Below are 23,663 nucleotides of genomic sequence, written 5' to 3' on the forward strand. Positions count from 1 at the left end.
TCCGCGGCGTCGCGGCGGAACGTGAGGACGAGCGACACCGAGGATTTCAGCAGCTGGCGCTGCCGCAGCGGCGCACGTCGCCGATGGTCTTGCGGATCGGCTCGACGCCGACCGCGCCGGGGATGATCTCCTCGCCGATGACGAAGGCCGGGGTGCCCGAGAGGCCGAGCTTGTCGCCGAGCCCCATATTCTCCGCGAGCGCCGCCTTCACCTCGGGACCCTGCGCGTCCCGCTGAAGCTTCGCGACGTCGAGGCCCATTTCCTTGGCGACCGCGAGCGCCTTCTCGGTGTTCACGCGGCCCTTGCTCTCCAGGAGCTTGGTGTGGAACTCGAACAGCTTCTCGCTTTTGAGCTGTTGCTTGGCCGCGAGCGAGAGCTTGCTGGCCTCGAGCGACTCGGCGCCGAGCACCGGGAAATCCTTGAGCACGACCCTGAGCTTCGGGTCGGACTTGATCAGCGCCTGGATGTCGGTGAGCGCCTTGCGGCAATAGCCGCAATTGTAGTCGTAGAACTCGACGAGGGTGACGTCGCCGGTGGGGTTGCCGACCACGACGCCGTGGGGCGAGTTGATCAGCGCTTCGCGCGCCTCCTTCAGAGCCGCGACCTGCGCGAGCTTCTGCGTCTCCTGGGCGCGCCGCTCGCCCTCGGCGATGGCCTCCTGGAGCACGTCCGGGTTCTTGACGAGGTAGTCCTTCACGATCGCCTCGATCGCCTGGCGCTGCACGTCGGTGAAGGGAGCGGCCGGCGTCGTCTGGGCGAGGGACGCGGTCCCGCCGAGCGCCAGGGCCGTGCCCAGGGCGGCGATCGTGAGGGGCAGGCGGAAGGGGAGCATGCGGTTCTCGGCTCTCGTCGCGGGCGGACCGGACAGGACTGCCCGGAATTCCGAGAACGCGCTAGCGGCCGGGTTAGGCGTTTTCGCGGCGGCGGGTCAAATGAACGTGCCGATGCCGGGCGCGCCACGGCGCATGTCCGCCGGTCGGCCTGAGATGCCTCAGCCGGTCAGGCGCTCGTGGGCCATCTGCAATTCGATGTGCACGTTCTCGACGAGATAGGTGAGGGTCCCGCTGTCGATCTGTGCCGTCGCATGGTGCTTGCGCAGGATGGTCTCGCCCTGCCAGGTGCGATCGTTCTCCCCCGGCAAGTAGCGCTTCAGGTACTCGCTCGTGATCTTGGCCCGGTCATAGCCGCGATGCCGGATCAATTGCCTGATGCGAAGGACGAGCTCGTCGATTCCACCCTTCTGCGCGTCCAGATCACTCTGGGTGCCATCCCTTTTGGTGGCCGAGAACCGCTTGAGCATCAGGTGACCTTTGACCCCTTCTGAAAGTCTGCCCGAGAAAGCTTAAGCAATAATCACAAGCTTACCGGACGAACCTGTGGCGCCGGTCGCGGCGGATCGCCGCCCGCCGCGGCGCCTCTCTCGGACGAAGGCTTGGCTCTGCCGGTGAATGCGGCGATGAAGGCGGCATGATCCGCCCCGCATCCGGCCCCGACGGCACACCCGCTCCGCACCCTTCGGTCTCGCGCCGGGCGGAGCGTGTCGCGCCCTTCCTCGCGATGGACGTCATGGCTGCCGCGGCCGCCAAGGAGCGGCGGGGCGAGGGCGTGGTGCGCATGGAGGTCGGCCAGCCCTCGGCGCCCGCGCCGCGCGCCGTGATCGCCGCGGCCCGCGCCGCCCTCGACGACGGGCGGCTCCCCTACACGGAGGCCCTCGGCCTGCCGGCGTTGCGCGAGCGGATCGCCCGGCACTATGCCGAGACCTACGGCGTCGCGGTGCCGGCCCGCCGGGTGGTGATCACCACGGGCTCCTCGGCCGGCTTCGTCCTCGCCTTTCTCAGCCTGTTCGATGCCGGCGACCGGGTCGCGGTACCGCAGCCGGGCTACCCGGCCTATCGCAGCATCCTGAACGCCCTCGATCTCGTGCCGACGCCGCTCGTCCTTCGCGCGGCCGACCGCTACGCCCCCACCGGAGCAGGGATCCGCGCGCTCCACGCCGCGCAGCCCCTGTCGGGCATCCTGGTGATGAGCCCGGCCAACCCCTCGGGCACCGTGATCGAGCCGGAGCGCTTAGGCGAATTGTGCCGGACGGCGCAGGGCCTGAGCCTCCCCTTCATCTCCGATGAGATCTATCATGGGCTCGGGTACGGCGTGCCCACGGACACGGCCCTGCGCTACGATCCGGACGCGGTCGTCATCAACTCGTTCTCGAAGACCTATTGCATGACCGGCTGGCGCGTCGGCTGGATGGTGGTGCCGGACGCGCTCCTGCGCCCGATCGAGCGGCTGGCGCAGAACCTCTACATCTCGGCACCCTACCTGTCGCAGGTGGCCGCGCTCGCAGCCTTCGACGCGGTCGAGGAGATCGAGGCGATTCGGCTCGGCTACGCGGCGAATCGCGACCTGCTGCTCGACGCCTTTCCGAGCCTCGGCCTCGGCCGGATGCACCCGGCCGACGGCGCGTTCTACCTCTACGCCGACGTCTCCGGCCTCACGAACGACGCCACGGCCTTCTGCCGGCGGATGCTCGACGAGGCGGGCGTGGCGGCGACGCCCGGCCTCGACTTCGACGCGACGGAGGGCGGACACCACGTCCGCTTCTCGTTCGCAGGTTCGCAGGGCGATTGCGGCGAGGCGATCCGACGCCTGCGGGCCTGGCTGCTCTGATCTCGCCCCCGTGATCCCGGAGGATCCGGAGCGCTCCGGGTCTGCCTGCGGGGCTCAGCGGAACAGGTTCATCAGGCCGCCGGGTTCGGCATAGATGCCGGGCGAGGCCGTCGAGGTCTGGAAGGTGATCGAGCCGATGATGGCGTCGCCGCACCATTTCGAGAAGCCGCCGTTGGTGAGCTGCCGGAAGTCGCCGGTGATCACCGCGCATTGGCGGCGCGTCAGGTCGGTGTCGTGGAAGCGGACGTCGAGGACGATGTTCTTGTAGGTGTAGGACAGGCCGACGTTGCCGTAGAGGTAGCTCGGCAGGTCGAATGAGGCGAAGCGTCCGATCGACTGGTCGAAGGCCGTGTAGGCCGACGAGCGGGCGGCGCCGAGGAAGAAGTAGCCGACCTCGCTCGAGAGCGAGAAGCCGCCGGCATAGGCCTCGGGAAGCCAGGGGAACAGCGTCGCCGGCAAGGTGTAGGCGGCCGTGCCCGAGACGTAGGTGCTCTCGGCTTTCGTGCCGAGGAAGCTCGGCGAGTAGAACACGTTCGCGCCCAGCGTCAGCGCGTCGGTCGCCGCGTAGACGCCCTTGAAGGCGGCTTCGTAATAATCCGTGTTGGCCTGCGTGAACGGCGTCACCCCGTCGGCGAGGAACAGCCGCTGTTCCCTGGGGTAGAAGTAATACAGGATGCCGAGATCAAAGGTGAACTTGCCGAAGGTCGGACGGATACCGGCGACGAGGTCGAACTCCATGTCTCCCCGGGTCGGCAGGCGGGTCTGGTAGGTGGCAAAGCCGGCGTACGCGAAGTTGTTGAAGAACTGCGCCTCGAAGAAGGTCTGGTAGCTGCCCTGCAGGTTCGATTGCGAGATGCCGCGGAAATTGTAGTCCGACTGGTAGCGCGAGCCGAACGAGAAGCCGATCAGCGGGTCGGGCGCCCGCGCCTCGACGGGCAGAACCTTCGGCGCCGCAAGATCCGCCGCCTGAACCTGAGCCGCGACGCCTGCCGTCAGGCCGCAAAGGGCGGCGACCGCCGACTTCCAAACGCTTGCCATCTCACCTGTCCCCCAGAGCTCCGTCGGACCCGGGGTTCGCCCCAGCCCGGCCGTGGCCGCGGTGGCATGACCCTGGCCCCGCAGCTTCGAACGGCGAGCTTGAGCGTAGGGGAGGTCGGCCGAGGCGCCAAGCACCGGAGGGGGCAGGAGCGCATCATTTCGATGCAGCGGGCGCTGAAATTTGCGCCAAACCTTGAGAGATGAAGAGAAAAGGCAACAGGCGCCGAAAAAATCGCGCCCTAGGATGGTTTCATGCTTGGGAAAGGCCCTCCGGCGGAACGCCTATACCTGAGAGGACGCCCTTCGCTCGGCTCGACCTCTGGGTCGAGGTCCCCGACGGTATCGACTCCCGGCGTGCGAATGAACGAGCCCGGCGCTGGCGGCGCCGGGCTCGTGAGGTTCAGCTCCTTCGAGGACGAGTCAGGTCCTCCGGCGAGGGTCACTCGCCGGTGAGCGCCGCCTTGGTGCGCGACCACCAGCCTGCCCGCTTCGGCCGGTCGGGATCGGGAGGCGTGAGGACGACGGCCACGGGCTCCGGCGCAGGCCGAGCCGGGGGCAGGGGCTCGCTGGGCGCGGGTGCCTCCGGCGGTGCGGCGGCCACGGGCAACTCGATGTCGACGGGATCCGGGACCGGAGGCGGAGCCGTCTCCCTGAGCTCGACCGCTGCGGGCTCGTCGGCCTCGGAGACGCTTTCAGCCGATGTCTCGTCCGATGCCGCTTCCTCCCGGGGGCGGCCCTCACCGCGCTCACGTCCCCGCCCGCCGCGGCGACCGCGGCGACGGCGGCGCACCGCGCCGTCCTCCTCGGACTCCGTCCCGGCGCGGGTCTCAGGCTCGGGGGCGGCTTCGCCGTCCTCGGAGGCCGTCGCCTCGGCGCCGTCCGCCTCCGCATCCTCGTCGTCCGGCCCGGCCTGGTGCTCGACGCCACCGGCCTCGCCACCCTCGGACCGGCCGCCGCGACGGCGACGGCGACGGCGGCGACCACGGCCGCGGCCTTCGCCACCCTCCTCGCGGTGCTCCTCCGTCTCGGCTGCCTCGGCGACGGCCTCGACCACCTCCTCGTCCTCCGCCTCAAGGTCGGCGTCGTCCTCCGCATCCATCATCGAGTCGACCGCGACGGCGCGGATGCCGGTCACGGGACCCGCCGCCCGCACGGCGGGCTCGCCGCGATCGAGCTGGAAGGCGGAAGTCGCCGCGAGTCGCTCGTCGGCGGCGATCGTCACGGTCACGCCGAAGCGGACCTCGAGTTCGCGCAGGTGCGCGCGCTTCTGGTTGAGGATGTAGAGCGCCACCTCGGTGCGGGTGCGCAGGATGAGGTTGTGGGTCGCGCTCTTGAGCAGCGACTCCTCGATCGAGCGCAGGATCTGGAGCGCGACGGAGGCCGTGGCGCGGACGTAGCCCGAGCCGCCGCAATGCACGCAGGGCAGCGACGAGCTCTCCAGCATGCCGGTGCGGATGCGCTGGCGGCTCATCTCGAGGAGGCCGAAGGGTGAGATCCGCCCGACCTGGATGCGGGCGCGATCGTTCTTGAGGGCCTCGTTCAGGCGCTTCTCGACGGCGCGGTTGTTGCGCTTCTCCTCCATGTCGATGAAGTCGATGACGACGAGGCCGGCGAGGTCGCGCAGGCGCAGCTGCCGGGCGACCTCGTCGGCCGCCTCGAGATTGGTGCGCAAAGCCGTGTCTTCGATATCGTGCTCGCGGGTCGAGCGGCCCGAGTTCACGTCGATCGAGACCAGGGCTTCCGTCGGGTTGATGACGAGGTAGCCGCCGGACTTCAGCGTGACGTGCGTCGAGAACATCGCGTCGAGCTGCTGCTCGACGCCGTAGCGGGCGAAGATCGGGGTCGGGTCGCGGTAGGGCTGCACGACCTTGGACTGGCCGGGCATCAGCATCCGCATGAAGTCCTTGGCCTCGCGGTAGGCCTCGTCGCCCGCCACCAGGATCTCGTCGATCTCCTTGCCGTAGAGGTCGCGGATGGCGCGCTTGATCAGCGAGCCCTCCTCGTAGACCAGGGCTGGCGCGGAGGAGGACAGCGTCAGCTCGCGCACGCTCTCCCACAGGCGCATCAGGTACTCGAAGTCGCGCTTGATCTCGGGCTTGGTGCGCGAGGCCCCGGCCGTGCGCAGGATCACGCCCATGCCGTCCGGCACCTCCAGGTCCTGCGCGACTTCCTTGAGGCGCTTGCGGTCGGCGGCGCTGGTGATCTTGCGCGAGATGCCGCCGCCACGCCCGGTATTGGGCATCAGCACCGAGTAGCGGCCGGCCAGCGACAGGTAGGTGGTGAGCGCCGCGCCCTTGGTGCCGCGCTCCTCCTTGACGACTTGGACCAGGATGATCTGGCGGCGCTTGATCACCTCCTGGATCTTGTAGTGGCGGCGATAGACCCGGGGCCGCTCCGGGATCTCGGCGAGCGCGTCGCCGCCGACCTGGGCGATCCTGGGCTCGGCATCCTCGCCCTCTTCGCCTTCCTGCTCGTCGTCCTCATCCTCGTCGTCTTCGTCGGACTCGTCCTCGTCGTCGGATTCCTCGTCCTCATCCTCGCCCGACTCGTCCAGGGCCGCCTCAGGATGGCCCTCGGCGACGGGCTCGGGCGCGTCGTCGGCCGGCGCGGCGGCCTCGGTCGCGACGGGCTCCTCACCCGCGACGTCGGATTGCGCCGTCGCCTCGATGGCCGTCGGCACCGCGGTCTCCGTCCCGGAAACCTCCTCGGCAACGGCCGCAGGAACGGCCTCGTCACCGGCCCCGGCCGCCTCGGCGGCATCGTCGGTCGCCGGGATGTCCTCGGCGCTCACCGTCTCGGCATTGCGCGCGGCCGCAGGTTCGGCCCGGCGCCCGCGCGAGCGGCGGCGGGGCTTCCGCTCCTCGCGCTCGCTGTGCTCCTCGGCCTCGCGCGCCTCGTCCTCGAGCAGCGCCTGCCGGTCGGCCAGCGGGATCTGGTAGTAGTCGGGATGGATCTCGCTGAAGGCGAGGAAGCCGTGGCGGTTGCCGCCGTACTCGATGAAGGCCGCCTGGAGCGAAGGCTCCACCCGCGTCACCTTGGCGAGATAGATGTTGCCGCGCAGCTGGCGCCTGTTGGCGGCTTCGAAGTCGAATTCCTCGACCCTAGATCCGTGGACCGTGACGACCCGGGTCTCCTCCGGGTGCATCGCATCGATGAGCATCTTGTTGTTGGCCATGACGAACTTTCGACATGGCGGCCGACGTCGTTCTCCTCGGACCGAGCGGTCCCGGTGGAGCGCGTCCCGGTCCGGGCCTGTCGGCCGGGAACGGGAGGGCTCGTGTCGACCCGGGGGACCAGGTCGCGGGGGCTAAGGGAAAGGAATTGCCGCCAACCGCCGCTGGGCGCCGGTCTTCGGCGCGCGTGGGGTTGAATCTGACCAGGGCTGACGACGGGCGGGCACCACGCGGAACGCGGGCGCTTTCAACACGAGCAGCGGCAACCGATGCTGTGTCTCCGATCATCCTTTCCCTGACCTCGCGAAGGCATCCGGACCGGTGATGACCGGCCGCGGATTCCGAGAAACGGGGCGACGACGCATGAGGTCGCCGCATGTACCGACACCCGCCCGGTCTTGAGGAAGCCGACGATCTCGGCGCGGTGAACCGACTGCGAAGGCGACCAGGCGAAAGGCTCGGGCGCGCCCGCGGGCCGCGGATGAAACCGCAAGGCACCGGGTGGGGGACCTTACCATTACAGAGTGTCGCGGGAATTTGGCAAGGTGGAAGTTGGGCGCAAAGCGGCGGCCTCTGGGGTTGGGAGGCAGCCGCCCGGATCGTCTTGCGCACCCCCTGGACCGCATGCTAGGCCCGCGCCGCGCCGGAAGGGCGGGGCTTTCGTGCCCGCAGGACCCGGCACGTTCCCAATCCCGACGGTTCCAGAGCCGACACCGAAGGCGGTGCGATCCGGCCGGAACCCGCGGGCCGGATGATGAGAGAGAGCGGCGCGTGGCGCAGACCAGTTCCGAGGCGGGTTCCCCGGTTGCCGGCGTGGCGGCCCGCTACGCGTCAGCCCTGTTCGAGCTGGCGCGCGACGAGCGCGCCCTGGATGAAGTCTCCGGGAATCTGGAGCGGTTCGACGGCCTTCTCAAGGAGAGCGCCGATCTCCGCCGCCTTGTGCGCAGTCCCGTCTTCTCGGGCACGGAGCAGGCCGCCGCGGTCGGCGCCATCCTCGACCGGGCGGGAATCACGGGATTGGCCGCCAACTTCATCAAGCTGACGGCCGCCAACCGCCGCCTGTTCGCCCTGCCCGACATGATCCGCTCGTTCCGCTCCCTGGTCCGCACCTCGAAGGGCATCGTGCGTGCCGAGGTCCGCGTCGCGGAGCGGCCCTCGGACGCCGTGATCGAGGAGATCAAGGCGTCCCTGCGCGACGTGGCCCGCTCCGAGGTCGACCTCGACCTCACCGTCGACCCGAGCCTAATCGGCGGCCTCGTCGTCAAGATCGGTTCACGCATGGTCGATGCGTCCCTCAGGACCAAGCTCAACGGTATTCGCCTCGCGATGCGGGAAGCCCGGTAGGGGCTTCGAGCACCCGACCGCTTCCGCCCGCGACCTTAGACACACACCATTCGACAAAGAGGCTAGACGATGGACATCCGCGCTGCCGAGATCTCCGCGATCCTGAAAGAGCAGATCAAGAACTTCGGCGAGGAGGCCGAGGTCACCGAGGTCGGACAGATCCTGTCGGTCGGCGACGGCATCGCCCGCGCCTACGGCCTCGACAGCGTCCAGGCCGGCGAGATGGTCGAGTTCGAATCGGGCGTGCGCGGCATGGCGCTCAACCTCGAGCAGGACAACGTCGGCATCGTGATCTTCGGATCCGACCGCGACATCAAGGAAGGCCAGACCGTCAAGCGCACCGGCGCCATCGTGGACGTTCCGGTCGGCAAGGCGCTGCTCGGCCGCGTGGTCGACGGCCTCGGCAACCCGATCGACGGCAAGGGCCCGATCGCCACGACCGAGCGCCGCCGCGTCGACGTGAAGGCGCCGGGCATCATCCCGCGCAAGTCCGTGCACGAGCCGATGGCAACCGGCCTGAAGGCCATCGACGCCCTCATCCCCGTCGGCCGCGGCCAGCGCGAGCTCATCATCGGCGACCGCCAGACCGGCAAGACCGCGATCGCGCTCGACACGATCCTCAATCAGAAGCCGGCCCATGCCGGGACGGACGAGAACGCCAAGCTCTACTGCGTCTACGTCGCGATCGGCCAGAAGCGCTCGACGGTGGCGCAGTTCGTGAAGGCGCTCGAGGACAACGGCGCCCTCGAATACTCGATCATCATCGCTGCGACCGCGTCGGACGCCGCGCCGATGCAGTTCATCGCGCCCTTCGCCGGCTGCGCCATGGGCGAGTATTTCCGCGACAACGGCATGCACGCCGTGATCGTGTACGACGACCTCTCCAAGCAGGCCGTCGCCTATCGCCAGATGTCGCTGCTGCTGCGCCGTCCGCCGGGCCGCGAGGCCTATCCCGGCGACGTCTTCTACCTGCACTCGCGGCTCCTCGAGCGCGCCGCCAAGATGGGGGATGCCGCCGGCAACGGCTCGCTCACCGCGCTCCCCGTCATCGAGACCCAGGCCAACGACGTCTCGGCCTATATCCCGACCAACGTCATCTCGATCACCGACGGCCAGATCTTCCTCGAGACCGACCTGTTCTACCAGGGCATCCGCCCGGCGGTGAACGTCGGCCTCTCGGTGTCGCGGGTGGGCTCCTCCGCCCAGACCAAGGCGATGAAGAAGGTCGCCGGCAAGATCAAGGGCGAGCTCGCCCAGTACCGCGAGATGGCCGCCTTCGCGCAGTTCGGCTCGGATCTCGACGCCTCGACGCAGAAGCTCCTGAACCGCGGCTCGCGGCTGACCGAGCTCCTGAAGCAGCCGCAATTCTCGCCGCTGAAGATGGAGGAACAGGTCGCGGTGATCTATGCCGGCGTCAACGGCTACCTCGACGCGCTCCCGCTCAGCAAGGTGCGCGCCTTCGAGGACGGGCTGCTCTCGACGCTCCGCTCCAAGCACGCCGACCTGCTCACCGCCATCGGCACCTCGAAGGACCTCTCCGACGAGAACGCCGGCAAGCTGAAGAGCGTCGTCGAGAGCGTGGCGAAATCGCTGGCGTGACCCACGTCCCTCTCCCCTTGCGGGGAGGGATCGAGGGCGAGGGTGGTCCGCCTGGCGAGCGCCGGGGTCACCCGGCCACCCCCACCTCCAACTCCTCCCCACAAGGGGGAGGAGCGATGCTCGCGGACGTTCTAGAGATCTGAAAGTCACCCGATGCCGAGCTTGAAGGACCTGCGCAACCGCATCGCTTCGGTGAAGGGGACGCAGAAGATCACCAAGGCGATGCAGATGGTCGCCGCCGCCAAGCTGCGGCGGGCCCAGACCGCCGCCGAGAGCGGGCGCCCCTACGCCGAGAAGATGGCGACGGTGCTCGGCAACCTCGCCGCGAACCTCGTCCAGGGCACCGAGGGGCCGCGGCTCCTGTCGGGCACCGGCTCGGACCGGACCCACCTCCTCGTCGTCTGCACGGCCGACCGCGGCCTGTGCGGCGCCTTCAACTCCTCGATCGGCCGCATGGCGCGCGACCATGCCCGTCGCCTCCTGGCCGAGGGCAGGACGGTCAAGATCGTCACCGTCGGCAAGAAGGGCTACGACCTGCTCCGCCGCGAGTTCCGCGACCTGATCATCGAGAACCGGGACATCCGCGGCACCCGACCCGTCGATTACGATTTCGCCTCGGAAATCGCCGATTCGATCATCGCGCGCTTCGACGCCGGCGAGTTCGACGTGGCGACGCTGTTCTACTCGCGCTTCCGCTCTGTCATCTCGCAGATCCCGACGGCGCAGCAGCTGATCCCGGCCGAGCTGCCGACCGCCGGCGAGCGCCCGGCCGGCGCGGGCGACGGCGCCGTGATGGAGTTCGAGCCGAGCGAGGAAGCGATCCTCACGACGCTCCTGCCGCGCAACCTCACCGTCCAGGTCTACCGGGCGCTCCTGGAGAACGCGGCCTCCGAGCAGGGCGCGCGCATGGGCGCCATGGATTCCGCCACGCGCAACGCGGGCGAGATGATCAAGAAGCAGACGCAGATCTACAACCGCACGCGTCAGGCCATGATCACCAAGGAACTCATCGAGATCATCTCGGGCGCGGAAGCGCTCTGACCGTCACGCACAAGGACCCTATCATGGCGAACACCGCTACCCCCGGCGCCGGCTCCAACAAGGTCGGCCGCATCACCCAGGTCATCGGCCCTGTGGTCGACGTGTCCTTCGAGGGCCACCTGCCCGAGATCCTGAACGCGCTCGAGACCAAGAACAACGGCGCCCGCCTCGTCCTCGAGGTCGCCCAGCAGCTCGGCGAGAACACCGTCCGCTGCGTGGCGATGGACACCTCCGAGGGCCTCGTCCGCGGCCAGGAGGTCACGGATACCGGCGAGGCGATCAAGGTGCCGGTCGGCTTCAACACGCTCGGCCGCATTATGAACGTCATCGGCGAGCCGATCGACGAGGCCGGCCCGATCCAGTCGGACACGCTGCGCGCCATCCACCAGCCGGCCCCGAGCTACGCCGACCAGTCGACCGAGGCGCAGATCCTCGTGACCGGCATCAAGGTCGTGGATCTCCTCGCCCCCTACGCCAAGGGCGGCAAGATCGGCCTGTTCGGCGGCGCCGGCGTGGGCAAGACCGTGCTGATCATGGAGCTGATCAACAACATCGCGAAGGTGCATAGTGGTTATTCGGTGTTCGCGGGGGTGGGCGAGCGTACCCGCGAGGGCAACGACCTCTACCACGAGATGATCGAGTCCAAGGTCAACAAGGACCCGAAGGAGAACAACGGCTCGGCCGAGGGCTCCAAGTGCGCGCTGGTCTACGGCCAGATGAACGAGTCGCCCGGCGCCCGCTCGCGCGTCGCGCTCACCGGCCTCACCATCGCCGAGGACTTTCGCGATCAGGGCCAGGACGTGCTGTTCTTCGTGGACAACATCTTCCGCTTCACCCAGGCCGGCTCGGAAGTGTCGGCGCTGCTCGGCCGCATCCCCTCGGCGGTGGGCTACCAGCCGACGCTCGCGACCGACATGGGCGCCCTGCAAGAGCGCATCACCACGACGAACAAGGGCTCGATCACGTCCGTCCAGGCGATCTACGTGCCGGCCGACGATCTGACCGACCCGGCGCCCGCCACCTCCTTCGCCCACTTGGATGCCACGACCGTGCTCTCGCGCTCGATCGCCGAGAAGGGCATCTACCCGGCGGTGGACCCGCTCGACTCGACCTCGCGCATGCTGAACCCCGTCGTTCTCGGCCAGGAGCATTACGAGGTGGCCCGCAAGGTCCAGCAGACGCTCCAGCGATACAAGGCGCTGCAGGACATCATCGCGATCCTCGGGATGGACGAGCTCTCGGAAGAGGACAAGCTGACGGTCGCCCGCGCCCGCAAGATCGAGCGCTTCTTCTCCCAGCCCTTCTCGGTGGCCGAGGTGTTCACGGGCTCGCCCGGCATCCAGGTGCCGCTGGAGGACACGATCAAGGGCTTCAAGGGCCTCGTGAACGGCGATTACGACGACCTGCCGGAGGCCGCCTTCTACATGGTCGGCACCATCGAGGACGCCAAGGCCAAGGCCAAGAAGCTCGCGGCCGCGGCCTGAGCCCATATTCGGCGCCCGGCCCACCCGGCCGGGCGCCATCGACGTGAAACGCTGAACCTGGATCCCCGACGCGATGGCCACCTTCCAGTTCGACTTCGTCGGCCCCGAGCGGACGCTGTATTCCGGTCAGGTCGACGCGGTGCAGCTGCCCGGAATCGAGGGTGAGATGACCGTGCTCGCCGGCCACGCCCCCGTGCTGACGGCGCTCAAGGTCGGGGTCATCACGATCGCCGAGGCCGGCCATACGGGCAAGCGCGTGCTGGTGCGAGGCGGATTCGCCGATATCGGACCGGATGCGGTCACCGTGATCGCCGAGCGGGCCAACCCCTTCGAGGAGATCAGCCAGGAGAGCCTCGACCGCGACATCGCGGCCCTGGAGCTCCAGCGCGACGCCACCGAGGATTATGCCAAGCGCGACGAGATTGAGGGTCAGATCACCCAGATCCGCGACGCCAAGGTCGCCCTTACCTACTGAGGCGCGCTCACGCGCATGGCAGTTCGACGGCGGCCCTCGGGGCCGCCGTTTTCGTTTGCGGACGGCGCCGGATTGGGAAGCAAGGAACGGGGCGCGCGAAGACCCGGATGGGTCCAGACAGGGGTCTTCCGCCGACCGGAGCCCCGATGCCGTGCCCGATCCCATCAACCGCACGATGACGCCCCGCGAATGGCTGATGCTGGTCAGCCTTTCCCTCCTCTGGGGCGGTTCCTTCTTCTTCACGAGCGTCGCCCTGCAGGCCCTGCCGCCGCTCACCCTCGTCGTGCTGCGTTTCGGCTTGGCTGCGCTCGTCCTTCATCTCGTCCTGCGGGTCCGGACGCTTCGGATGCCGCGTGACCACCAAACCTGGGGTGCCTTCCTCTGCATGGGGCTGCTCAACAACGCCGTGCCGTTTGGCCTCATCGCCTGGAGCCAGACGCACATCGCATCGGGCCTCGCTGCCATCCTGAACGCCACGACGCCGCTCTGGACAGTGATCGTCGCGCACGTCGTCACCTCCGACGAGAAGATGACGGGTCACCGCCTGGTGGGCGTCCTCGTCGGGCTCGCCGGCGTCGCGGTCATGCTCAGCCCGGCCTTGGGGACCGAGGTCGATGCGCTCAGGCAACTCGCCGTTCTCTGCGCAGCGCTGTCCTATGCCTGCGCAGGGGTCTACGGGCGGCGCTTCCGCGCGATGGGCGTCTCGCCGCTCGTCACGGCGGCCGGCCAGGTCAGCGCCTCCGCACTTATGCTCCTGCCCCTCGCCCTCTTCATGGACCGCCCCTGGACAATCGCCGTGCCGAGCCTTCCGGTCCTGGGCGCCGTCGCAGGCATTGCGGTTCTCTCCACGGCGCTGGCCTACGTCCTCTACTTCCGCATCCTGGCGAGCGCGGGCGCGACGAACCTCCTGCTCGTCACCTTCCTGATCCCCGTCTCCGCCATCCTGCTGGGATGGGCGGTGCTCGGCGAGCATCTCGATCCGCGCAGCTATCTCGGCATGGCCCTGATCGGCGGCGGGCTCGCGGCCATCGACGGCGGGCTCCTCACGAAAGGGCGGCCGCGTCCCAGCGCGCCGGACCGAATGGGGGCGGGGCGCCACGAGGCTTGAGCCTGACGGCGTCAGCGCGTCCGGCCACTCCCCTCCCCCGCCGCGCTCACCCCGTGGGCGAGCAGGGTCTCGACCGCGCTCGCATCGTCGGGGCACCCGTCCGCCAGCCAGCGCGCCCGTGCGGCGGCGAGGCCCTGGCCGACCGTCGGGCCCGGGGGCACGCCGCGCGCGACGAGATCGGCGCCGGTGAGCGGAAAGGCGGGGCGCGGGACCAGCCCGGCCTCGACCGCATCGAGGAGCGCGCGCGCATCGGGCGCGATGTCCGGTCGCTCGCCCTCCCCCGCGGCCGCCAGCGCATCGGCGATCGGTCCCGCGTCATGGCAGGCGATCAGGCCCCGCATGGCGCCGGGATCGATCGTTGCCGGCGCGGACAGGCTCGCCCGAGCTGCCGCGGATCCGGACAGCGCGGCGGCCTCGGTCTTCGAGAGCCGCAGGGCGTCCTGAAGGCGGTCGATGTCGGATTCCGCGTGGAGGGCCAGGGCCGCCAGCCGTGCCATCTCGTCGGCGCCCGGGCGCGCGGCAACGAGGCGCGCCAGGCGACCGACATCGGCCGGGCCGCGAAGGAGGCGCGCGAGGATGCCCGTCCGCTCCATCACCGCGACGGCCTCAACCGCGCCGGGGGCGAGGAGGAGCTTGAGAAGCTCCGTCCGAACCCGCTCGCGGGACAGGCCCTCGATCGCGCCCTGCGCCGCGACGCAGGCCCGGAGACCGGTCTCGTCCGGCGCGCCGCGCCCGAAGCGGGCGTGGAAGCGGAAGAAGCGCAGGATGCGCAAGGCATCCTCGGCGATCCGGGTCGCGGCCTCGCCGATGAAGCGGACGCGGCCGGCCGCGAGGTCGTCGAGGCCCCCTGTCGTGTCGGCGACGGCGCCGTCCGCCCGCAGGGAGAGCGCGTTGATGGTGAAGTCTCTCCGCTCCGCATCGCGCGCGAAGTCGCGGCCGAAGCGGACCACGGCATGGCGCCCGTCCGTCTCGATGTCCTCGCGCAACGTCGTCACCTCGAAGGGCCGTCCCGAGGCAACGACCGTGACCGTGCCGTGATCGTACCCGGTCGGCACCGCCTTCAGCCCCGCCGCGGCCGCGCGGGCCATGGTCGCCTCCGGGAGGAGCGTCGTGGTCAGATCGATGTCGGAGCCGGCGCCGCCGAGGAGCGCGTCGCGGACGCATCCGCCGACGAGGCGTGTCTCCTCGCCCGGAACCGCGAGGGCTGCGAGCACGCGCCGGATCTCGGGCTGCGCCAGCAGCCGGCGCGGTCCCTCGGGGTCGAGGGTGCTCACTGGAAGTGCCCCGGCACCACCCGGCCGTTCTCCAGGCGCGGCGGGACGTAGCCGCCGCGGTGGCTCTCGCCCGTTAGCCCGGCATAGACGAGCGAGGCGATCACCAGCGCGATGCCGGTCATCGTGAGGCGGAAGATGTATCCTTCCCAGCTCGCCCGCGCGTGCGGCTTGCGGCCCAGCACGGCGAGGTAGCCGTAGAACAGCAGGAACGGCAGCAGGAAGAGCAGCAGTTCCTCGACGAGCTTGCGGATCATGAATGGGTCGGTTCGCGCCGGAGGGATGATCTCACGGACATAAGCGTTCCTGCAGATTGTGCACGATCCCCGCCGTCACACCCCAGATCAGGCGCGCCTCGTGGCGGATCGCGTAGTAGTGCCGGGTCCGCCCCCGCCAGGTGCCCGTGCCGCGCTCGTGGCGCGTGGGGTCCATGAGGAAGGCGAGCGACACCTCGAAGATCTCGGCGACCTCGTCCGGGTTGGGACGCAGCGCCGCCTCGGGATCGACGAGGCCGACGACGGGAATCACGAGGAAGCCCGTCGCCGAGAGATAGGGGTCGAGGTAGCCGAGCACCCGGACCGCGTCCGCGCCGAGCCCGATCTCCTCCCATGCCTCGCGCAAGGCAGCCGCAGCCGGGTCGACATCCGCAGGATCGATCTTGCCGCCCGGGAAGGCGATCTGGCCGGAATGGTCGCGCAGATGCGCCGTGCGAAGGGTGAAGAGCACCGAGAGGCCCTCCTGCCGCGCGACGATGGGCACGAGAACGGCGGCGAGGCGATGAGGGTGGGCCGGCGCCACGGCGATCCCTTCCGGATCGAGGTCGTGGTCGCCGCGCGGGTTGGAGAGGGGGTCGCCGGGGCCGGGCGGCTCCGCCGAGAGGCGCGCGGCACGGTCGAGGAGATCCGACAGGATCATGCGTCGCCGGCGGGCGCGATGGGGTGGAAGCCGCCATTCGCCGCGATACCGAGCCAGGGCGCCCCGTCCACCGCCCGTTCCTCGGCGAGCGCGACGAGGTCGTAGGTCAGCGCCCGCGTGCACAGGGCCCAGAGGTCCCGCCGGACGTGGATGTAGGGCCGCAGGCCGCCGGACCCGTCCTCCTCGAAGCGCAGGGCGTGCTCGGGCCCCAGGGAGACGAGGTCGTCGACATTGGTGCGGAAGGCGACCCGACGGGCTTCGCCCTCCCCCTCGACCGCCATCTCGACGGCGAGGAAGGGCGCGTCCTCGACCTCGATCCCCACGCTCTCGACGGGGGTCACCAGGACGAAGCGTCCGTCCGGTTCCCGCCTCAGGATCGAGGCGAACAGCTTCACGAGGGCGGGGCGGCGGATCGGCGCGCCGTCGTGGAACCAGGTCCCGTCGGCGGCGATGCGCATGTCGATCGCGCCGCAATAGGGCGGGTTCCAGCGCTCCACCGGCGGCGGGCCGCGCCGGGGCGCGTCGCCGAGGGCCGCGCGGAGGCGGGCCAGGGTCGGGTCTGTCGGGGCGGGGTCGGCGGTCGTCATGCCGGGAGTAGATAAGGCGGTGGCGAGGGAAGGGCACGCGAAACCCCGTCGCCCCGCCACCAAGCGCCAGAATTCGCGTTGGCCGGTTCGATTCACGAACGGCCAACCCCGTTTGTCATTCCGGGTCGCCATGGGCGAGCCCGGAACCCATAGCCGCTGACGATGCTTCAGCTTGCCATGTCGGCGGTTCTGGGTTCCGGGCTCCGCGATGCGGCCCCGGAATGACAAGCTTGGGCTGAACGACGATGTTCGACACGAGCCAAGGTCGCCGCCTTCAACCCGCATTCGGAGCCCGTGCAAGTCTCGACCGTCCCCGCCCCCCGCGCCTACGTCCTCCTGACGCTCACGGCCCTGATCTGGGCCTGCAATGCCGTCGCCGGCAAGTGGGCGGCCGGCGAGGTCTCGCCCCTGGTTCTGACGACGCTGCGCTGGGTCGTCGCCTGCGCGGTCCTCGTGCCGCTGGCCGGGCGGGGCGTGGCGCGCGAGTGGCGATTCCTGCTGCCGTCCTGGCGCCGAACCCTCCTCATGGGCGCCTGCGGCTACACGATCTTCAACGCCCTGTTCTACCTGGCCGGCACCTACACGACCGCCACCAACCTCGCCCTGTTCCAGGGTGCCATCCCGGTCCTGGTGCTCACAGCGAGCTTCGTCCTCTACCGGACGCGGGTCGGGCCGATCCAGATCCTGGGCGTGACCATCACCCTGCTCGGCGTCGCGGTCGCCGCCACGCACGGGGATCTGGCGGTCCTGCGCAGCCTCGACTTCAACCGGGGCGATCTCTTCATGCTCGCCGCCTGCCTGTTCTACGCCGGCTACACGGTGGCCCTGCGCAACCGGCCGGCCGTGTCGGGGCTGACCTTCTTCGCGGCGATGGCGAGTGCCGCCCTCCTCACCTCGCTGCCGCTGCTCGCCATGGAATGGGCGGCCGGCCGCGCCATCTGGCCCTCGGGCCGCGGCTGGCTGATCGTCGTCTTCGTGGGCCTCGGCCCCTCCCTGCTCTCGCAGCTCCTCTTCATGCGCGGCGTCGAGCTGATCGGTCCGAACCGGGCGGGCGTGTTCGTCAACCTGGTTCCGGTCTTCGGTGCGCTCCTGGCGGTGGTTCTCGTGGGCGAGCCCTTCCGCCTCGACAGCGCCGTCGCGCTCGCCCTCGTTCTCGGCGGCATCTTCGTCGCCGAGCGGCTCGGACGCCCCGCGCGACCCTGAGCGCACCGACCAAGACCGGGGCGCCCTTCCAAACCGTCCCGCGTGCGTGTAAGTGCCGGGTCTAGCGAAATTCCCGCCGCCCGACGCAAGCCTTCGCCCCCCTCGCCGGGCGGGGGCCGTTCGTGCGCGGCCGCATCCCAAGGCCGACGATGCCGAAGCGCACCGACATCCACTCCATCCTCATCATCGGTGCCGGCCCCATCGTGATCGGCCAGGCCTGCGAGTTCGATTATTCCGGCACCCAGGCCTGCAAGGCGCTCCGCGAGGAGGGCTACCGGATCGTCCTGGTCAACTCGAACCCGGCGACGATCATGACCGACCCGGACATGGCCGACGCCACCTATGTCGAGCCGATCACGCCCGAGATCGTCGCCAAGATCATCGAGAAGGAGCGTCCCGATGCGCTCCTGCCCACCATGGGCGGCCAGACCGCGCTGAACTGCGCCCTCTCGCTCAAGAAGATGGGCGTGCTCGAAAAGTTCGGCGTGCAGATGATCGGCGCGACGGCGGAAGCCATCGACAAGGCCGAAGACCGCAGCCTCTTTCGCGACGCCATGACCAAGATCGGATTGGAGACGCCGAAATCGGCGCTCGCCAACGCCTCGGCCGCCAAGCGGGCCGACCGGGAGAAGTACCTCGCCGAGGTCGCGGCCATCGAGGCCGCCAACGCCGATCCCGATGCCCGCAGGGCGGCGCTCGCCGCCTTCGAGAAGAAGTGGCACGCGGGCGAATCCGAGCGGCGCAAGCGCTACGGCGAGCATGCCATCGGCCAGGCGCTCATCGCGCTCGCCGAGGTCGGCCTGCCCGCGATCATCCGGCCCTCCTTCACCATGGGCGGCACCGGCGGCGGCATCGCCTACAACCGCGAGGAGTTCCTGGACATCGTCGAGCGCGGCATCGACGCTTCGCCGACCAACGAGGTCCTGATCGAGGAGAGCGTCCTCGGCTGGAAAGAGTACGAGATGGAGGTCGTCCGCGACAGGAACGACAACTGCATCATCGTCTGCTCCATCGAGAACATCGACCCGATGGGCGTGCATACGGGCGATTCCATCACGGTCGCCCCCGCCCTCACGCTCACCGACAAGGAGTATCAGGTGATGCGCGACGCCTCCCTCGCGGTGCTCCGCGAGATCGGCGTCGAGACCGGCGGCTCGAACGTCCAGTTCGCCATCGACCCGGCGACGGGCCGGATGATCGTCATCGAGATGAACCCGCGCGTCTCGCGCTCCTCGGCACTGGCCTCGAAGGCGACGGGCTTCCCCATCGCCAAGGTCGCGGCCAAGCTCGCGGTCGGCTACACCCTGGACGAGATCGCCAACGACATCACGGGCGGGGCGACGCCGGCCTCCTTCGAGCCCACGATCGACTACGTCGTCACCAAGATCCCGCGCTTCGCCTTCGAGAAGTTCCCGGGCGCCGAGCCGACGCTGACCACCGCCATGAAGTCGGTCGGCGAGGCCATGGCGATCGGTCGCTGCTTCGCGGAGTCCCTCCAGAAGGCCCTGCGCTCGCTCGAGACCGGGCTCACCGGCCTCGACGAGATCGAGATCGAGGGCCTGGGCAAGGGCGACGACCACAACGCCATCAAGGCGGCGCTCGGCACGCCGACCCCCGATCGCCTTCTCAAGGTCGCCCAGGCGCTGCGCCTCGGGGTCAGCCACGCCGAGGTCTACGCCTCCTGCAAGATCGACCCCTGGTTCCTGGAGCAGCTGCAAGCCATCGTCGATCTCGAGAACCGCGTGAAGGCGCACGGCCTGCCGACAACGCCCGGGGCTCTCCGCCAGCTCAAGGCCGCCGGCTTCTCGGATGCGCGCCTCGCGGTGCTGGCCAGGACCGACGAGGACAGCGTGCGCCGGCACCGTCGGGACCTGGGCGTCCGCCCGGTCTTCAAGCGCATCGACACCTGCGCCGCCGAGTTCGCCTCGCCCACCGCCTACATGTACTCGACCTACGTCGCCCCCTTCGCCGGCACGGTGGTCGACGAGGCGCGGCCGAGCGAGGCCAAGAAGGTCGTGATCCTCGGGGGCGGCCCGAACCGGATCGGCCAGGGCATCGAGTTCGACTATTGCTGCTGCCACGCCTGCTACGCGCTGACGGAGGCCGGCTACGAGACCATCATGGTCAATTGCAACCCCGAGACGGTCTCGACCGACTACGACACCTCCGACCGGCTCTACTTCGAGCCCCTGACCCAGGAGGACGTGCTCGAGATCATCGAGACGGAGCGTCAGGCCGGTACCCTGCACGGGGTGATTGTCCAGTTCGGCGGCCAGACGCCTCTGAAGCTGGCTCGCGCCCTGGAGGCCGCCGGCGTGCCGATCCTCGGCACCTCGCCCGACGCCATCGACCTCGCGGAGGACCGCGACCAGTTCAAGCGCCTCCTCGACAAGCTCGGGATGAAGCAGCCCAAGAACGGCATCGCCTATTCGGTCGAGCAGAGCCGGCTCGTCGCCTCCGATCTCGGCCTGCCCTTCGTGGTGCGGCCCTCCTACGTGCTCGGCGGCCGCGCCATGGCGATCATCCGCGACGAGGTGCAGTTTGCCGACTACCTTCTCGACACCCTGCCGAGTCTGATCCCCTCGGAGGTCAAGAGCCGCTACCCCAACGACAAGACCGGCCAGATCAACACGGTGCTGGGCAAGAACCCGCTCCTGTTCGATCGCTACCTGTCCGACGCCACGGAGGTCGACGTCGACGCGCTCTGCGACGGCAAGGACGTCTACGTCGCGGGCATCATGGAGCATATCGAGGAGGCCGGCATCCATTCCGGCGACTCGGCCTGCTCCCTGCCGCCGCGCTCGCTCTCCCCCGAGATCATCGCGGAGCTGGAGCGGCAGACGAGGGCCATGGCGCTCGCGCTCAAGGTCGGCGGCCTGATGAACGTCCAGTACGCGATCAAGGACGGCACGATCTACGTGCTGGAGGTGAATCCGCGCGCCTCGCGCACCGTGCCCTTCGTCGCCAAGGTGATCGGCGAGCCGATCGCCAAGATCGCCGCGCGGATCATGGCGGGCGAGTCGCTGGCGAGCTTCGGCCTCAGGCCGAAGGTGCTCGATCACATCGCGGTCAAGGAGGCGGTGTTCCCCTTCGCGCGCTTCCCCGGCGTCGACGTGCTGCTCGGGCCCGAGATGCGCTCCACCGGCGAGGTCATCGGTCTCGACGCCAGCTTCGGGGTGGCCTTCGCCAAGAGCCAGCTCGGCTCGGGCACCCTGGTGCCCAAGAGCGGCACGGTCTTCGTGTCGGTGCGCGACGCCGACAAGGCCCGCATCCTGCCCGCGATCCGGTTGCTCTCCGAGCTCGGCTTCGCGGTGCTGGCGACCTCCGGGACGCAGCGCTTCCTCGTCGACAACAGCGTGCCGACGGATCGGATCAACAAGGTGCTCGAAGGCCGGCCGCACGTCGTCGATTCGATCAAGAACGGCGACATCCAGCTCGTGTTCAACACCACGGAAGGGGCCGGCGCGCTCTCGGACTCGCGCTCGCTGCGCCGGGCGGCCCTCTTGCATAAAGTGCCGTACTATACCACTCTATCGGGCGCGATGGCGGCGGCCGAGGGAATCAAGGCCTATCTCGAAGGCGATCTTCAGGTTCGCGCCTTGCAGGAATACTTTGCGGCCTGAATCATACCCTGGCGTCCGTCTTGACGGATGCCGCGGCGATGACGGTTCGGGATTAACGTATGCTGGCCCGGAGGGAGCGATGCCGTTCCCGGCCGGGCCTATTCATTGTGGCGCGAGACGATGACGATAGACAAAGTTCCCATGACGGTGCGCGGTTTTGCAGCCCTCGAGGCGGAGTTGCGCCATCGCCAGCAGGTGGAGCGTCAGCGCATCATCCAGGCGATCGCCGAGGCTCGCGCCCTCGGCGACCTGTCTGAGAACGCCGAGTACCACGCCGCCAAGGAGGCCCAGTCTCACAACGAGGGCCGGGTGATGGAACTCGAAAGCATGATCGCGCGCGCCGAGGTGATCGACGTCACGAAGCTGTCCGGCACCAAGATCAAGTTCGGCGCCACGGTGAAGCTCGTCGACGAGGACACCGAGGAGGAGAAGACCTACCAGCTCGTCGGCGAGCCGGAGGCGGACGTGCGTTCGGGCCTCGTTTCGATCACCTCGCCCATCGCCCGTGCTCTCATCGGCAAGGGCGTCGGCGATACGGTCGAGGTGACGACTCCCGGCGGCGGCAAGTCCTACGAGGTCGTCGGCGTCCAGTACGGCGGCTGAGGTCGGTGCGGATGTCGTTCCGGCGCCTGTCCTCGATCGGCGGCTTCGGCTTCGCGCTGCTCGTCGGGTCGGCCGCGCTGACGCCCTTGCGCGCCGAGAACTTCTCCGCTTTGCGCGTCGATGTCGGCCCGCTGCTCGCACAGGGCGGCGGGCTCCAGGCCGAGGCCCTGCGCGCGGATCTCACCGCCGCGCTCCGCCGCAGCTTCGCCGACCGGCTCGACGGACGCGGACCGACCCTTGTCGTGCGGGTGCGCGGCCTCTCCATCAACCCGTACGCCGGCAGCGGCAGCGGCCGCAGCGGCTTCGGGGGCGGCGGCCAGTCCGACTACCTCGACGGCGAGGCGCTGATCGTGGGGCCTCGCGGAGAAATCTTGCGCCGGCATCCGCAGCTCTCGGCGACGCCGGCGAGCTTCGGCGGCGCCTGGTACGATCCGGAATCCGAGCGGCGGCGCCTCGCCGCCATCGCCGAGCATTACGCCGCCTGGCTGGCCCGATCCCTGCCGTCCGACTGACGTGTCCGGGACGATGCCGGCCGGGATGGCAGCCCGCGAAGCCCTTCGCGGCGCGCGCGCCTGGATCGTCACCGACGGCAAGGCCGGCGACGAGAACCAGTGCCTGGGGCTTGCCGAGACCCTGGGCCTGAACTTCGAGACCCGGCGCGTCGCACCCAGAGCGCCCTTCTTCTGGCTCGCGCCCTGGGGACCCGTCGACCCGCGCGACCGGCCCGGGCGCGGCGCCCTCGCCGGTCATCCCCCTGAGATCCTGATCGCCTCCGGGCGTCGCGCCGTTCCCTATCTGCGAGCCCTGCGCCGGGCCCTGGGACGCTCCGTCTTCACGGCCTTCCTCAAGGACCCGCGCACGGGCGCCGCCACCGCGGATTTCATCTGGGTTCCGGACTACGACGACCTGCGCGGCGACAACGTCCTCACGACGCCGACGCCGCCCCACCGCGTGAGCGCGGCCCGGCTCGCGGCGGCGCGGGCCGCGCCCGATCCGCGCCTCGCCGCCCTGGCCGGTCCGCGCGTCGCCGTGCTGATCGGCGGGGACAGCCGGCATCTGCGCTTCCGCCGCGCGGACATGGACCGCCTCCTGGCGGACCTGACCGCGCTGGCGGGCGGCGGCGCCTCGCTGATGCTGACGGTCTCGCGACGCACGCCGCCGTCCCTGCGCGCCGCCCTGCGGAACCTCGTGGAGCGACGCGGCGGCTTCTTTTGGGACGGCAGCGGCGAGAACCCCTACGTGGCGATGCTCGCGCTCGCGGAGGCGATCGTCGTCACCGCCGATTCGGCCAACATGGTCGGGGAAGCCGTGAGCACCGGCGCGCCGGTGATGTTGTTCGAGCTTCCCAACACCTATATCCGGCATAGGCGCTTCTTCGCCGGCTTGGCGGCGGCGGGGGCCTTGACGCCGTTCGCCGGCCGCCTCGAAGTAGCGCGCCACGAACCCATCGACGCGACGCCCGCGATCGCGGACGCCCTCGCCCACGCCTACCTTCGGCATCGCGCAACGCGCGGCGACCGGCCTTGAGGAGACCC

General features: G+C 69.6%; 20 protein-coding genes. 12 read left to right on the forward strand and 8 right to left on the reverse strand.

Annotated elements, in window-relative coordinates; translation table 11 throughout:
• Positions 1-46: 46 nt before the first annotated feature.
• Positions 47-832, reverse strand: coding sequence for a DsbA family protein (locus MFF55_RS07185; protein ID WP_238243402.1), 786 nt, complete (start codon positions 830-832; stop codon positions 47-49).
• A gap of 159 nt (positions 833-991) precedes the next feature.
• A complete protein-coding gene (locus tag MFF55_RS07190; protein ID WP_238243403.1) occupies positions 992-1,300 on the reverse strand; it encodes a hypothetical protein in 309 nt (102 codons plus the stop codon).
• A gap of 167 nt (positions 1,301-1,467) precedes the next feature.
• On the opposite strand from MFF55_RS07190, the gene MFF55_RS07195 reads away from it, so the two are divergent.
• Positions 1,468-2,664 (forward strand): pyridoxal phosphate-dependent aminotransferase, encoded by a 1,197-nt coding sequence (locus tag MFF55_RS07195; RefSeq protein ID WP_238243404.1) that lies wholly within the window; start codon positions 1,468-1,470, stop codon positions 2,662-2,664.
• Positions 2,665-2,718: 54 nt separating this feature from the next.
• On the opposite strand, the gene MFF55_RS07200 is transcribed toward MFF55_RS07195, so the two are convergent.
• Positions 2,719-3,702 (reverse strand): TorF family putative porin, encoded by a 984-nt coding sequence (locus MFF55_RS07200; RefSeq protein WP_238243405.1) that lies wholly within the window; start codon positions 3,700-3,702, stop codon positions 2,719-2,721.
• Positions 3,703-4,141: 439 nt separating this feature from the next.
• The gene (locus MFF55_RS07205; protein ID WP_238243406.1) at positions 4,142-6,877 is read right to left on the reverse strand and encodes an Rne/Rng family ribonuclease; all 2,736 of its coding nucleotides are present in this window, start codon (positions 6,875-6,877) and stop codon (positions 4,142-4,144) included.
• A 769-nt stretch (positions 6,878-7,646) separates the two neighbouring features.
• On the opposite strand from MFF55_RS07205, the gene MFF55_RS07210 reads away from it, so the two are divergent.
• The 6 genes from MFF55_RS07210 (at position 7,647) to MFF55_RS07235 (ending at position 13,926) form a co-directional block, all read left to right on the forward strand.
• A complete protein-coding gene (locus MFF55_RS07210; RefSeq protein WP_238243407.1) occupies positions 7,647-8,219 on the forward strand; it encodes a F0F1 ATP synthase subunit delta in 573 nt (190 codons plus the stop codon).
• A gap of 69 nt (positions 8,220-8,288) precedes the next feature.
• Positions 8,289-9,818, forward strand: a complete 1,530-nt coding sequence (gene atpA, locus MFF55_RS07215; RefSeq protein ID WP_238243408.1) for a F0F1 ATP synthase subunit alpha — start codon at positions 8,289-8,291, stop codon at positions 9,816-9,818.
• Positions 9,819-9,971: 153 nt separating this feature from the next.
• Complete coding sequence (locus MFF55_RS07220; RefSeq protein ID WP_238243409.1) at positions 9,972-10,859, forward strand: F0F1 ATP synthase subunit gamma; 888 nt, start codon at positions 9,972-9,974, stop codon at positions 10,857-10,859.
• A gap of 23 nt (positions 10,860-10,882) precedes the next feature.
• Positions 10,883-12,343 carry a F0F1 ATP synthase subunit beta gene (gene atpD / locus MFF55_RS07225; protein WP_238243410.1) on the forward strand — a complete coding sequence of 487 codons (1,461 nt, stop codon included), beginning with the start codon at positions 10,883-10,885 and terminating at the stop codon, positions 12,341-12,343.
• A 73-nt stretch (positions 12,344-12,416) separates the two neighbouring features.
• The gene (gene atpC / locus MFF55_RS07230) at positions 12,417-12,818 is read left to right on the forward strand and encodes an ATP synthase F1 subunit epsilon (RefSeq protein WP_238243411.1); all 402 of its coding nucleotides are present in this window, start codon (positions 12,417-12,419) and stop codon (positions 12,816-12,818) included.
• A 151-nt stretch (positions 12,819-12,969) separates the two neighbouring features.
• Entirely contained in the window at positions 12,970-13,926 is a 957-nt protein-coding gene (locus MFF55_RS07235; RefSeq protein WP_373874744.1) for a DMT family transporter, read from the forward strand.
• A gap of 11 nt (positions 13,927-13,937) precedes the next feature.
• On the opposite strand, the gene MFF55_RS07240 is transcribed toward MFF55_RS07235, so the two are convergent.
• The 4 genes from MFF55_RS07240 to MFF55_RS07255 are packed head-to-tail and all read right to left on the reverse strand — an operon-like array spanning position 13,938 to position 16,699.
• Positions 13,938-15,200 (reverse strand): CCA tRNA nucleotidyltransferase, encoded by a 1,263-nt coding sequence (locus MFF55_RS07240; RefSeq protein ID WP_238243412.1) that lies wholly within the window; start codon positions 15,198-15,200, stop codon positions 13,938-13,940.
• The gene (locus tag MFF55_RS07245; protein ID WP_238243413.1) at positions 15,197-15,454 is read right to left on the reverse strand and encodes a DUF6111 family protein; all 258 of its coding nucleotides are present in this window, start codon (positions 15,452-15,454) and stop codon (positions 15,197-15,199) included. The genes MFF55_RS07240 and MFF55_RS07245 overlap by 4 nt, the downstream gene beginning before the upstream one ends.
• 31 nt (positions 15,455-15,485) lie before the next feature.
• Entirely contained in the window at positions 15,486-16,112 is a 627-nt protein-coding gene (locus MFF55_RS07250) for a CoA pyrophosphatase (RefSeq protein WP_238243414.1), read from the reverse strand.
• Positions 16,109-16,699 carry a DUF1285 domain-containing protein gene (locus MFF55_RS07255; RefSeq protein WP_238243415.1) on the reverse strand — a complete coding sequence of 197 codons (591 nt, stop codon included), beginning with the start codon at positions 16,697-16,699 and terminating at the stop codon, positions 16,109-16,111. The genes MFF55_RS07250 and MFF55_RS07255 overlap by 4 nt, the downstream gene beginning before the upstream one ends.
• Before the next feature lie 294 nt (positions 16,700-16,993).
• Between MFF55_RS07255 and MFF55_RS07260 the strand changes: the two genes are divergently transcribed.
• The 5 genes from MFF55_RS07260 to MFF55_RS07280 all read left to right on the forward strand — a co-directional run bounded on the left by MFF55_RS07260 (position 16,994) and on the right by MFF55_RS07280 (position 23,655).
• Positions 16,994-17,902: a DMT family transporter gene (locus MFF55_RS07260; RefSeq protein ID WP_238243416.1), complete on the forward strand. Its 909-nt coding sequence runs from the start codon at positions 16,994-16,996 to the stop codon at positions 17,900-17,902.
• A 149-nt stretch (positions 17,903-18,051) separates the two neighbouring features.
• Positions 18,052-21,525, forward strand: coding sequence for a carbamoyl-phosphate synthase large subunit (gene carB, locus MFF55_RS07265; RefSeq protein ID WP_238243417.1), 3,474 nt, complete (start codon positions 18,052-18,054; stop codon positions 21,523-21,525).
• A 126-nt stretch (positions 21,526-21,651) separates the two neighbouring features.
• Positions 21,652-22,128, forward strand: a complete 477-nt coding sequence (gene greA, locus MFF55_RS07270; protein ID WP_238243487.1) for a transcription elongation factor GreA — start codon at positions 21,652-21,654, stop codon at positions 22,126-22,128.
• An 11-nt stretch (positions 22,129-22,139) separates the two neighbouring features.
• The gene (locus MFF55_RS07275) at positions 22,140-22,640 is read left to right on the forward strand and encodes a hypothetical protein (protein WP_238243418.1); all 501 of its coding nucleotides are present in this window, start codon (positions 22,140-22,142) and stop codon (positions 22,638-22,640) included.
• A gap of 25 nt (positions 22,641-22,665) precedes the next feature.
• Positions 22,666-23,655 carry a mitochondrial fission ELM1 family protein gene (locus MFF55_RS07280; RefSeq protein ID WP_238243419.1) on the forward strand — a complete coding sequence of 330 codons (990 nt, stop codon included), beginning with the start codon at positions 22,666-22,668 and terminating at the stop codon, positions 23,653-23,655.
• Positions 23,656-23,663: the final 8 nt, after the last annotated feature.

Origin of the sequence: Methylobacterium iners, from assembly GCF_022179305.1 — a bacterium.
GTDB classification, from domain to species: domain Bacteria; phylum Pseudomonadota; class Alphaproteobacteria; order Rhizobiales; family Beijerinckiaceae; genus Methylobacterium; species Methylobacterium iners.

Coding starts and splice junctions, on each gene's coding strand:
- MFF55_RS07185 (WP_238243402.1), bottom strand. CDS start 832: ATGCTCCCCTTCCGCCTGCCCCTCACGATCGCCGCCCTGGGCACGGCC.
- MFF55_RS07190 (WP_238243403.1), bottom strand. CDS start 1,300: ATGCTCAAGCGGTTCTCGGCCACCAAAAGGGATGGCACCCAGAGTGAT.
- MFF55_RS07195 (WP_238243404.1), top strand. CDS start 1,468: ATGATCCGCCCCGCATCCGGCCCCGACGGCACACCCGCTCCGCACCCT.
- MFF55_RS07200 (WP_238243405.1), bottom strand. CDS start 3,702: ATGGCAAGCGTTTGGAAGTCGGCGGTCGCCGCCCTTTGCGGCCTGACG.
- MFF55_RS07205 (WP_238243406.1), bottom strand. CDS start 6,877: ATGGCCAACAACAAGATGCTCATCGATGCGATGCACCCGGAGGAGACC.
- atpA (WP_238243408.1), top strand. CDS start 8,289: ATGGACATCCGCGCTGCCGAGATCTCCGCGATCCTGAAAGAGCAGATC.
- MFF55_RS07220 (WP_238243409.1), top strand. CDS start 9,972: ATGCCGAGCTTGAAGGACCTGCGCAACCGCATCGCTTCGGTGAAGGGG.
- atpD (WP_238243410.1), top strand. CDS start 10,883: ATGGCGAACACCGCTACCCCCGGCGCCGGCTCCAACAAGGTCGGCCGC.
- atpC (WP_238243411.1), top strand. CDS start 12,417: ATGGCCACCTTCCAGTTCGACTTCGTCGGCCCCGAGCGGACGCTGTAT.
- MFF55_RS07245 (WP_238243413.1), bottom strand. CDS start 15,454: ATGATCCGCAAGCTCGTCGAGGAACTGCTGCTCTTCCTGCTGCCGTTC.
- MFF55_RS07250 (WP_238243414.1), bottom strand. CDS start 16,112: ATGATCCTGTCGGATCTCCTCGACCGTGCCGCGCGCCTCTCGGCGGAG.
- MFF55_RS07255 (WP_238243415.1), bottom strand. CDS start 16,699: ATGACGACCGCCGACCCCGCCCCGACAGACCCGACCCTGGCCCGCCTC.
- carB (WP_238243417.1), top strand. CDS start 18,052: ATGCCGAAGCGCACCGACATCCACTCCATCCTCATCATCGGTGCCGGC.
- MFF55_RS07275 (WP_238243418.1), top strand. CDS start 22,140: ATGTCGTTCCGGCGCCTGTCCTCGATCGGCGGCTTCGGCTTCGCGCTG.
- MFF55_RS07280 (WP_238243419.1), top strand. CDS start 22,666: ATGGCAGCCCGCGAAGCCCTTCGCGGCGCGCGCGCCTGGATCGTCACC.